This is a genomic window from Aquiflexum sp. TKW24L (genome assembly GCF_023502205.1).
Lineage (GTDB): Bacteria > Bacteroidota > Bacteroidia > Cytophagales > Cyclobacteriaceae > Cognataquiflexum.
Window position 1 is genome coordinate 91,003 of the sequence record NZ_JAMFLG010000017.1, and the last position, 11,675, is coordinate 102,677.

An 11,675-nucleotide genomic window follows, 5' to 3' on the forward strand; every position below is an offset into this window, starting at 1 on the left:
TAAAAACATAAAATTTTGGCTTTTTTAACCTATTATTTATAAAGCCTATATCCGTACTTCTTGAAGCCAAAATATCCAATCGAGTAAAGGTTAGCTCGATATTATCAAAATCAGAATTTTGAAGTTTAAAAAAATAAAATTAATCCTCCATCCATCAACCCAATACCCCCCTTGTATCAAATAAATATTTTACCTGAATGATTTAAATTTATTTAATCCACAGAATCAAAATATGTCCCTATGAAAAAAAGAATACTTACCCAAATGAGCTTTCTAGGCTTGGTAATCCTATGGGTGCTAGCCCTACAACCCGCGGTGTTTGCCCAAAAAATTGACATGGATCAATTCAAATCCATGAAAGCACGAAGCGTAGGTCCTGCTGCTATGAGCGGACGAATCACTGCCATCGATGCTATCCATGACAATCCACAGATCATCTATGCAGGTTCCGCTTCCGGTGGCTTGTGGAAATCAACTTCGGGTGGAATTACCTGGTCTCCGATTTTTGATGAGGAAAAAGTGCATTCAATCGGGGCCATCTCCATATACCAAAAAAACCCAAACATCATATGGGTAGGGACAGGAGAAGGTAATCCAAGAAACTCGCTAAACATGGGTCTTGGCGTCTACCGATCTATGGATGCCGGTCAGACCTGGCAGGCTATGGGCTTGGAAAAAACCAAAGCCATTCACCGGATCATCGTACATCCTGATGATCCAAACACAGTATATGTCGGTGCCATCGGTTCTCCATGGGGAGAGCAAGAAGACCGAGGCGTATACAAAACCACTGATGGAGGTAAAACCTGGAAAAAAATCCTTTACATCGATACAAAGACAGGTGTTGGGGAGATGATTATGGACCCCAACAATCCCAATAAGATTTTTGTCAACATGTGGGAACACAGAAGGTATCCATGGTTTTTCAAATCAGGAGGTCCATCTTCAGGACTTCATGTGACCATTGATGGAGGCGAAACATGGAAAAAACTAGATGATAAAAACGGTCTTCCTAAAGGTGATCTTGGGAGAATGGGTTTGGCCATATCCAAAGCCAACAGCCAAAAAGTATATGCCCTGATTGAGTCTTCCAAAAATGCGTTGTACGTGTCCGAAGATGGTGGCGGTAACTTCAAAATGGTCAATGACAAAGCGGAAATCGGGGATAGACCTTTCTATTATTTTGAGATCCATGCCGATCCAAAGAATGCTGACCGTATTTACACGCTATATTCTAGGGTAGGGATGAGTGAAGATGGTGGACGTTCCTTTACCCAACTTCTATCCTATGAAGGAGTTCACCCGGATCACCATGCTTGGTATATCAACCCCAATGATCCAAAATTGATGATAGATGGAAATGATGGTGGATTGAATATTACCCGTGATGGAGGAAAGACATGGTATTTTGCAGAAAATATCCCTGTGGGTCAATGGTACCATATCAATGTTGACAATGAGGTGCCTTACAATATTTATGGTGGCCTTCAGGACAATGGAAGCTGGGTTGGTCCTGCTTATGTCTGGAGACAAGATGGTATCAGAAATACTTACTGGCAGGAAATCCAATTCGGTGATGGGTTTGATGTAGTTTCAGATCCTGCTGATTCAAGATTCGGTTATTCCATGTCACAAGGAGGAAATGTTACCCGATTTGACAAAGAAACAGGACATAAAAGAACAATTAAACCGACGCATCCTGAAAATGATGTCTTCTTGAGATTCAACTGGAATGCTGCAATAGCACAGGATCCACATAGTAAAACAACCATTTATTATGGAAGTCAGTTTTTGCATAAAAGCACTGACAGAGGGGAAACCTGGGAAGTCATTTCTCCTGATTTGACTACCAATGATCCTGAGAAACAAAAACAACAAGAAACGGGCGGATTGACCTTTGATGTCACAGGTGCAGAAAACCACACTACCATCATCGCCATCGCACCAAGTCCCATAGATCCAAATGTGATCTGGGTAGGAACTGATGATGGCAATGTACAAGTGACCAAAGACGGAGGGAAAACCTGGACGAACACCGCTGCCAAGCTTACCGGACTTCCTAAAGCAAGTTGGATTCCTCAAATTCAAGCCTCCAAATATGATGCGGGTGAAGCATGGATCATTGCAAACAACTACCGAAATAATGACTTCACTGCTTATGCCTATAGAACCAAAAACTTTGGTGGATCCTATGAAAGAATTGCAGATGATAACAAAGTTTGGGGATTTACCCTTTCTATTGTACAAGATCCTGTTGAACCAAACTTGGTATTCTTAGGTACCGAATATGGTCTTTATGTGAGTTTTGACAATGCCAAAACCTGGAACCAATGGAGACATGGCTATCCCAATGCTGTATCCACTTATGATATGGTCATCCAAGAAAGAGAAGCCGACTTGGTAATCGGAACATTTGGCCGGTCCATTTATGTCCTTGATGATATTAGACCATTGAGGGTTTTCGCAAAAAATTCAGGTAAAACTCCAGATGGAAAGCTAGTGGCAATCCCTGCCCCTGATGCTTATCAGGCAGAAATCCACCAGCCTCACGGCGAAAGATTTCCTGCAAGCGGTAAGTATGCGGCAGAAAACAGAGAATTAGGTGGAAGACTCAGTTTCATTCTCAATGATCCCGAAAAGGAAAAACTTGATTCTGTGGTAGTTTCTATTTTCAACGAACAAGGAGAACAGATCAGAACTATTAAGAAACTTCCAACTCAGGGAGTCAATAAGTTTACTTGGAACCTTGACAGGAAATCGTCTGTAGAAACTCCTTCATTTGGTGGCGGTGGCGGCCAAGCTGCAAGAGCTAGAGGATTCTATGAGGCAAGTGGCGGTGATGCGCTACCTGGTAAATATAAAGTGGTTTTCAAATATGGAGAAAACACAGCTGAAACTTCCATCATGGTCTATTCAGATCCTAGAATCAAAACCAATTTATCTGACCTGAAAGCCAGAGAGGAATTTATCAAACAAACTGAGGCTCTGACAGGGGATGTCATGAAAGCAACAAGACAACTGGACGATGCCAAAAAGACGATAGACAAACTATTGGCTTATGCCAAAGATGTGAACTCTGAATCTGTCAAAGAATTAGTCAAACTTTCAGAAGAAACCAAAAAGAAGGTGGACACCACAAGAGAAGCATTCTACGGACCAACAAGAGAAGGTCAGGGAATCGTTAGAAATCTCTATCCAACCACGATGACGAGGCTGTTTGCTCCGAGAAGCTATGCCAATTCTTCCTTCACAGCTCCTGGTCTTACCGAATTGAGGTTATTGCAGCAAGCCAAAGAAAGTGCTGAATCTGCACTGAAGGTTTGGAATACTTTCTTCGAAAATGATTGGAAACAATTTGAGGAAAAAGCAAAAGCCACTCAGATTGATATCTTCAAGGAAATCGAAAAAGTAGAGGTGAAATAATTGCAATTTATCTCTAAAACGAAAAACACCCGGCAATTTGGTCGGGTGTTTTTCATTTATTGTCAAATGAGAAAATCATTTGCCGTAATGCTCCTGATAGTATTTTTGGTAATTGCCTGAGGTTACATTTTCAAGCCAAGTTTCATTCTCCAAATACCAATCAATGGTTTTGCTGATACCTTCCTCAAACTGCAGGCTTGGCTCCCAACCAAGTTCTTTCTGGATTTTGGAAGCATCTATGGCATACCTCAGGTCATGCCCTGCGCGGTCTTTGACATAGGTGATCAGCTTTTCAGAAGTTCCTATTTCCCTTCCGAGTTTTTCATCCATCTTTTGACAGAGAAGCTTCACAATATCGATATTCATCCATTCATTGAATCCGCCAATATTATACGTCTCGCCACTTTTCCCTTTGTGAAACACCATATCAATGGCTCTTGCGTGGTCCACGACATACAACCAATCCCTGATGTTTTCACCTTTTCCATAAACTGGAAGTGGTCTATTATTTTTGATGTTGTTGATACAAAGCGGAATCAGCTTTTCGGGGAATTGGTTTGGACCGTAATTATTGGAGCAGTTGGTAATGACGGTTTTCAATTTGTAAGTATTGCTGTAAGCCCTGACAAAATGATCCGAAGATGCTTTTGAAGCCGAATACGGAGATTGTGGATCATAAGGCGTTGTCTCTGTAAAAAAACCACCATGATCCAATGAGCCATATACCTCATCTGTAGAGACATGGTAGAAAAGATGGTCCTCTAAATTTTCCCAGTACGTCTTAGCAACATTCAGAAGATTGACGGTGCCGATGACATTGGTTTTGACAAAAGCCAAGGGATCCGTAATCGACCTGTCTACGTGAGATTCTGCAGCCAAATGGATCACATCAGTGATTTGATGCTTTGAAAAAACTTCAGTCAAAGCCTCCACATCCAAAATATTCACTTTCTCGAAAGTATAATTTTTGGAATTTTCAATCTCGCTGAGATTTTCAAGATTGCCGGCATAAGTCAGGCAATCAAGGTTAATGATATGGTAGTGAGGATATTTTTGGACAAAAAGCTGAACCACATGGCAGCCTATGAATCCGGCGCCTCCTGTGATGAGGATGTTCTTTTTCATATTTTGGGATTAAAAATTTGGGAAATTGAAAAAACTAAGGTTCTAACTACCAAGGTCTTTTTTTTTCGGCAGATGGCTTGCTACGGGTTAATTTTTGTAAGACTCTTTGTACCAAGCTACAAATTTGGCAACGCCCTCTTCCACTGATGTTTGGGGTTGATAGCCAGTATCTCTTTTAAGGTCAGTTACATCCGCATAGGTAGCGGGTACATCTCCAGGTTGAAGCGGAAGCATGTTCTTGATGGCCTCTTTACCCATTGCTTTTTCCAAAGCACCGATGTAGTCCATCAATTCTACAGGTTGGGAATTCCCGATATTATAAACCTTAAAAGGAGCATAAGAGGATCCCGGATCAGGGTCTTGACCCGTCCATGCAGGATTAGGTTTGGAAGGCCTGTCAGCTACTCGGATGACACCTTCCACAATATCATCAATGTAAGTAAAGTCCCTTTTCATTTTACCATGGTTAAAGACCTGGATAGACTCACCCTTCTCGATAGCTTGGATAAATAAAAACAAAGCCATGTCAGGTCTCCCCCAAGGTCCATAAACAGTGAAGAACCTCAGTCCTGTAGTCGGGATATTGAACAAATGACTATAAGTATGCGCCATCAATTCATTTGATTTTTTGGTGGCAGCGTAGAGACTTACCGGATGGTCGATGTTATCTGAAGTGGAAAAAGGCATCTTGGTATTCGCACCATAGACAGAACTGGAGGAAGCATATACCAAATGTTTGACAGGATACGCCCGGCAAGCCTCCAGAATATTCAAGAAAGATTGGATGTTGGCTGTGATGTAGGCATCAGGATTGGTCAATGAATACCTAACTCCGGCCTGTGCTGCAAGATTGATGACCACATCCACTTTTTCTGTCTCAAAAATATCCATCAAAACGGCCTTATCCGAAAGGTCCATCTTAAAAAAAGAATAATGAGGATAGGTATTGGAAATAGATTTTTTGTTTTCTAAAACACTTTCGCGGACTATGCCACATTCTGCAAGTCTTTGATACTTAAGGTTGACATCATAATAATCATTGATATTATCAACCCCGACAACAGCTTCTCCCCTTTTGAGAAGATACAATGCAACATGAAAGCCAATAAAACCTGCAGTACCTGTAACAAGATATTTCATTTTCTTCTTCTTAATTAATCTGCAAAAAACGAATAAAATTTTAAATAATTGACTTTGATAAACCTAATTTCTGAGAGTATTTAGTTTAAGCGAAATCAATTTCCTTCAATGGTGCGCATGGAATTTTTATATTCCTCCAAAATTAATTGATGCATTTTCTTTCTTTGGTACTTTTCTTCCACTTCTTTAAAAAGATTATCTGCCAATTCCTGCATAATATCCCTTTTGATATAAGCAAACTCCAATGCATCTTTTAGAAACTCTTTATTTTTTACAGGAAATACCAGCCCTGTTTTTTTGTTGGTCACAATGTCCGTATTTCCGATGATGTCAGAACAAATAATCGGAACCTGCATGGCACCTGCTTCTAAGAGCACATTTGGGAATCCCTCTCTGTGCGATGGATGCACCAAAACATCTGCCAAGGCGAGGTAATGGGCAACATGGTCCGTCCATTCTATTTGAACAATCCTCGGATGGTCACTTATTTTCCTGACGATTTCTTCATCAACCGGATTAAGTTCTTGTTCGAAAGAACCAAGCAATACAAGTTTAGATCTGTCGGAAATTTTGGAATCCAAAAAAGCAGATACCATTTCCTCTATCCCCTTGTCCTTTACCAACCTGCCTATTGCAAGGATGATAAAGTCATTGTCTCCGGGCATAATCCTCATCGTTGCGGCCACAAGGTGGTTTTCCTTCAAAATCCCCCGATTAAATTTCTCCAAATCCACACCATTAGAAGAACCGAAACCGATCAGTTTCAATTTTTCCTGCCCAACCAATTCTTCATCGACAATGAATTTTTTCAGGGAAGGCGAATTGGGCCACACTTGGGTTGCCCATGAGTAGGTAAGCTTTTCGATATTGACAAGAAGACTCTTTTTCTGCTTTTCGGCCACCATATAAGGTAGGCCTGCCACAGTATGAATCCTTACTTTTACTCCTGCAAGTTTGGCTGCCAACATCCCTAGCAGTCCTGCTTTTGGAGTATGGGTATGGACAATATCCGGATTCTCTTTTTTGATTAGATTATACAGTTGCCAAAGGCAGGAAAGATCCTGAAGAGGAGTTATTTTTCTTGTAAAAGGAATTACCTCGTGCCTACAATCTTCCTTTTTTACAATCTCGTTGATTTCTCTTCCATCTGCACTTACCATAATTACCTCCCAATCTGCATCCTTCATGAACTTCATCTGACCTGAAAGTAAAAGCTTTAATGAAATTGGTACTGTGGTGATCCGGATAATTTTTGACATTCAGTTTTTTGCGTTTAAAATGCCAAATATAACTTTTTATTGCTTGGGGATTGGAAAAAATATAAAAAAGTCAAAGGGATTGTTTAAAAATCGAAGTACTCATTCTTTAACTTTCATTACCACCAACACGTATTTTTCCTCTTCCAATTTTTCTTTATTACTCTTAAAAAAATCATGGATACCGCCCTTTTTCACTGTCACTTTAGTACCCATGAATGTTTCGACATAGTCACTGTAAAATTGTTTCGAATCTATTTGATAAATAATCTCAATTTCTGAATAAGCCCAAGACCTCATATAAATCTTCATCCCATCAAAATCATTTTCAAGTTCATCGACATGATAGATAACATCAAAGTTTTCATCCAAAAACAAGAAATGGGAATTTCTAATTCCGGAAAAAAAGTTAACAAAAAACTTATTCTTGAAAGGGAAGAATGAATTGATATATCGGACAATCTTTCCGTCTTTCATTAAGGCGTTCACTCCATTTGGATCTTGAGCCATCTCTATCCTTTTATTAATTTCAAAATTGTTTTTGCCAAAATCAAAATCAATCTTTTGTTTCAAAATGCCTTTGCCATCCAAAACGGGTATTTCATAAGAATCTAAGCCAACAATGTAATAGCAATCACGGAATGGATCAAATTGAAATCCATAAATGCTATTGTAACTGTAAAAAATTTCAAACCCTTCCTGAAGCGGAAAAAACCCCTGTGTAACGTTGTCATTTTCTTTTCTGATAATTGTAAATTTCTCAGGTCCATGCCCTTTCTGAAAATGAAAAAGTGAAAAATCCTTCCCTATAAAACTCCGGTCAGCAATTTCGTCCAATTTTCCTTCCTCAATTAATTCTCCCTCTAGATTGAAAATCAGGTACTTTTTCAAATATGTACAATGAATTCTAACCAAATTCCCTTCCAAAAACATGTCATCAATCAAAAGAAATTGGCCTGGCCCTTCACCATAATTCCTGATAACATTCTGAAGATTCCCTTTCCTGTCAAAAACAAAAACCGCAGCAGTTTCCCTGCTTTCGACAAAAATCCTATCATTTGTCAGAATCATTTTGGCAGGATTGACTATCGGAAGACTGTCAGGATAGTCCAAGAGGATGTAGTCAATGGATTCGAAATGGTCTGATATTTTTCCGTTTTTAGCAGCATCCAAATCCACTTGTATAATCTTAGCATCCCCTTTGGTTTTTGATTCACAGGAAATCAAGATCGGATTCAGCAGGAAGGTCAATAGGATAAAAATGATGGCTTTGTTTTCTTTCATAAAACTAAATTATAAAAATCACCTAAATCCGCAATAGAAACTTTCCTGTTTTCTCAATATTTATTAGGCAGAGGTGAAATTCTAATAGCAATTTCTTCAGACTGCGACTGCCAACTGTCAACTAATTAATCCCCTTCCTCCAATTCAAAAATCAATTCCAAAGGCGTCTGGAATACCCGGCCAATTTTGAGCGCAAGAACAGTGGACGGAACGTACTTTCCCGCTTCAATGGAATTAATCGTCTGCCGGGAGACACCGATCTTATCCGCAAGGTCCTGTTGCGTCATGTCTTTCTTGGCACGTTCTACTTTGACAGTGTTTTTCATATTGCCAATGTTAAATCAAAGTAAGGGTTTCCTGTTGTCTATACATCACCCATCTGAATCTGACGATAAAGACTAACTGAATTGAAAACATGTTGAATCCCATGAATTCGAGGTAACCCGTACTGTAAAAAACAAGAGTTCCCAATACCGTAAGCAGTCCGTAAACGTAAAAAGCAATCAACAAACTGTCCAACCTGAGCTTCTGAATGTATTCGTCCTCTTGCTTTTCTTTGGAGAAAGCGATAAAAAACAAAGACAAAAATGTTCCAACAATCGCAACTTCATTGGTGAAATTTTCATTGGATGGAGCAAAAATGTCACCCATCCTGAATCCCTCCCAAGTCAGCCATCCGATTTCGTAGTCATAAAAGCTATTTAAGATCAGAAGAATGGCCAAAGGAAAAAAGAGCATCCATCCTATAAACTGAAATCTATGGGGCAATAATATTTTCGTTAACATGGTCTAAAGTGGGTTTAAAGTGATTTTGTAGCTATCCATTTTTGATATTCGAATGCGGCAAATACATAAAAACTCAAAAGTAATATTACCTCCATTTTTGTAAAGATATTTTTACCAAATGTAAATTTTGTTTTACATATAGTCAAACAAATTTGATAAATTTTTTTTGAATCAAATTATTAAAGCAAAAAATTTCCGGATAAGAATTTTTGCTTTCGGTTGTTTGATTGAAAGTAAAACTCCAAAAAACAAGGTTTCCTTTTTACCTTTATGCTGTCAAACCTAATAGACCAAAAAACTAAATGCTGAAAGATATAAGAATCGCAATCATCGGATGCGGAAATCTCGGAACCTCCATCGCAAACGGCTTGCTGGAACAGGCTGATTTTTTGCCACAAAACCTCCACGTCACCAAAAGGAACCCGGAAAGCCTGCTTTACCTTCAGGACAAAGGGGTCAGGGTACATTCGGATAATCTGATTGCTGCCAAAGAATCTGACATTGTTATTCTGGGAGTGAAACCATACAATGTCTCCGCTATTCTAAAAGAAATCAATCCGGTCCTCGATCCCAAAAAACAGATTATCGTGTCAGTTGCGACAGGTATCACTTTGGATGAAATATTTCAGGAAATAGATCCAACTACTGTTGCATTTAGGGCAATGCCAAATATTGCTGCCGATATCCGGGAATCTGTTACCTGTATCTGCGGTAGAAATTTCACAGAATCGACAGAAAATCAAGTGAAAGGTCTCTTTAACAGTGTCGGGTTCAGCATCACGATAGATGAAAGTCTGATGGAAGCTGCTACGATACTTGGTGCCTGTGGGATTGCTTATGTATTGAGGTTTATGCGGGCGATGATTCAAGGAGGAATTCAAATCGGGTTTGATGCCAAAACAGCAAGCAAAATTGTGAACCAAACAGTAAAAGGCGCCGCAGAATTGATGATCCAAAAAAACATCCATCCCGAAGAAGCCATAGACAAAGTCACTACGCCTAAAGGTTGTACGATTGTCGGACTCAATGAAATGGAGCATCAGGGTTTTTCAGCAGCCATGGTACGGGGAGTTTTGGCTTCCTATGAAAAAATAGAAAAGAAATAAAACAAAAGTTCCCTGCCTCGTAAATGGAATTAAGAGGCAGGGAATTTATTTTTTTAAGATTGGAATACTTCCGATTTTATTTTTTTAGCAAGACATCAGCAGGTGGTGCCTTCCTATTGGCCCTGACATTTTGATGGATAAAAGTGTAGAAAAACATCCTCAATTCGTAATTGTCTTTAGTAACGAACATATTGGTCATTCCATCGGTAATATTGTTTAGAGTAGACATATCTTGCTCTTCTAACCAATTTTGATTTAGGCTTTGGAATATTGTATTTAAAGGAACCAAAGACATGTCATCCTTTTGGATCATGACCGGATTGATAAATTTTCCACCTTTTACTGTTGCTTTGCCAAGATAGCATTCGCTCTTCCCTTGGTGAATGACAGATATGACCACATCATGCTGGCCATCTGTTACAGGATTGGCGCCTCTTTCGGTGAAGGCAATATAGTATTCAGTATAACATCCCTCTATCCCTTTTGCATGGAAACTGACGTCCGTTTGGGCAAAAGCATAATTCAGGGAAATAAAAAGCAGAAAAACTAAAAGGCTGGATTTCATAGATATTGTTTTAAAGTTTTAGCAAGTTTTTTTTTACTTAAAAGTAGTAAAATAAACTTGGCTCTAAATTGGTAAAAAATTTTAAAACCTACACTTTTTATGATCCAAAATTCCCTAACTCTTCAAGACTTATTCTGCCTTCATAGTACGCCTTCCCTACAATTGCCCCATAAACGCCGATTTTCTGAAGCTCTTCCAAATCATGAATCCCCGCCACTCCCCCGCTTGCAATCAATTTGATACCAGGAATCTCAGACAAAATATCCTGATACAATTCCAACGAAGGTCCCTGAAGGAGACCGTCTTTCGCCACATCGGTACAGATTACATATTGGATTCCTTTGGCATGATAAGATTTGATAAATTCGATCAGGTCCATCGAAGTGGTTTCCTCCCAACCTGAGATTGCGATTTTCCGGTCTTTGGCATCTGCACCAAGGATGATTTTCTCTCCTCCAAAGTTTGCTATCCAAGATTCGAACAAGACGGGGTTTTTGACAGCAATACTTCCCCCTGTCACCTGATGTGCGCCGGATTCAAAAGCAAGATTGATATCAAAATCGGATTGGATACCGCCTCCAAAATCAACTTTCAGGGAAGTTCCTTCGGTTATACTTTTTAAAACTTCAAGATTGACTATTTTTTTTGCTTTAGCTCCATCCAGATCTACCAAATGGAGACGTTCGATTCCTACTCCCTCAAAGCGCTTTGCCATTTCCAAAGGACTGTCATGGTATTCTTTTTTTTGGCTGTAATCTCCTTGGGTTAACCGGACGCATTTGCCGCCGATGATGTCTATGGCTGGGATGATTTTCATTGGGGAAGGGGGAAGTTTTCAGTATTCAGTTTTCAGTTTCCAGTTTTCAGCAGTTTCTTAGGAGTCAAATTGAATTAGCTAAAGATCAAAATCGAATGAATTAGCTAAAGTTCAAAATCGAATGAATTAGCGTAAAGAATTTTTAAATCTTGCAATTTTGTAATTTTACAATC

10 protein-coding genes are annotated in these 11,675 nt (G+C 39.4%); 2 read left to right on the top strand and 8 right to left on the bottom strand.

The features are described 5' to 3' along the window. Positions 1-240: 240 nt before the first annotated feature. Positions 241-3,423 carry a VPS10 domain-containing protein gene (locus tag M3O96_RS12720; protein ID WP_502798914.1) on the top strand — a complete coding sequence of 1,061 codons (3,183 nt, stop codon included), beginning with the start codon at positions 241-243 and terminating at the stop codon, positions 3,421-3,423. 75 nt (positions 3,424-3,498) lie between these two features. Here M3O96_RS12720 and rfbB read toward each other — a convergent pair whose 3' ends face one another. The 6 genes from rfbB to M3O96_RS12750 form a co-directional block, all read right to left on the bottom strand. Beyond that, positions 3,499-4,548: a dTDP-glucose 4,6-dehydratase gene (gene rfbB / locus M3O96_RS12725; RefSeq protein ID WP_249720974.1), complete on the bottom strand. Its 1,050-nt coding sequence runs from the start codon at positions 4,546-4,548 to the stop codon at positions 3,499-3,501. Between the two features lie 87 nt (positions 4,549-4,635). After that, positions 4,636-5,688, bottom strand: coding sequence for an NAD-dependent epimerase (locus M3O96_RS12730; RefSeq protein ID WP_249720975.1), 1,053 nt, complete (start codon positions 5,686-5,688; stop codon positions 4,636-4,638). Between the two features lie 95 nt (positions 5,689-5,783). Beyond that, positions 5,784-6,947 (bottom strand): glycosyltransferase family 4 protein, encoded by a 1,164-nt coding sequence (locus M3O96_RS12735; protein ID WP_249720976.1) that lies wholly within the window; start codon positions 6,945-6,947, stop codon positions 5,784-5,786. 99 nt (positions 6,948-7,046) lie between these two features. After that, complete coding sequence (locus M3O96_RS12740; protein WP_249720977.1) at positions 7,047-8,228, bottom strand: 6-bladed beta-propeller; 1,182 nt, start codon at positions 8,226-8,228, stop codon at positions 7,047-7,049. A 125-nt stretch (positions 8,229-8,353) separates the two neighbouring features. Then, positions 8,354-8,554: a helix-turn-helix transcriptional regulator gene (locus M3O96_RS12745; protein WP_113924503.1), complete on the bottom strand. Its 201-nt coding sequence runs from the start codon at positions 8,552-8,554 to the stop codon at positions 8,354-8,356. A gap of 10 nt (positions 8,555-8,564) precedes the next feature. Beyond that, on the bottom strand, positions 8,565-9,014 hold the full coding sequence (locus M3O96_RS12750) for a hypothetical protein (RefSeq protein ID WP_249720978.1): 450 nt from the start codon (positions 9,012-9,014) through the stop codon (positions 8,565-8,567). A 302-nt stretch (positions 9,015-9,316) separates the two neighbouring features. Between M3O96_RS12750 and proC the strand changes: the two genes are divergently transcribed. Further along, entirely contained in the window at positions 9,317-10,120 is an 804-nt protein-coding gene (proC, locus tag M3O96_RS12755) for a pyrroline-5-carboxylate reductase (RefSeq protein WP_249720979.1), read from the top strand. Positions 10,121-10,196: 76 nt separating this feature from the next. On the opposite strand, the gene M3O96_RS12760 is transcribed toward proC, so the two are convergent. Beyond that, positions 10,197-10,685 (bottom strand): hypothetical protein, encoded by a 489-nt coding sequence (locus M3O96_RS12760; protein ID WP_249720980.1) that lies wholly within the window; start codon positions 10,683-10,685, stop codon positions 10,197-10,199. 97 nt (positions 10,686-10,782) lie between these two features. Then, on the bottom strand, positions 10,783-11,502 hold the full coding sequence (gene hisA / locus M3O96_RS12765) for a 1-(5-phosphoribosyl)-5-[(5-phosphoribosylamino)methylideneamino]imidazole-4-carboxamide isomerase (protein ID WP_249720981.1): 720 nt from the start codon (positions 11,500-11,502) through the stop codon (positions 10,783-10,785). Positions 11,503-11,675: the final 173 nt, after the last annotated feature.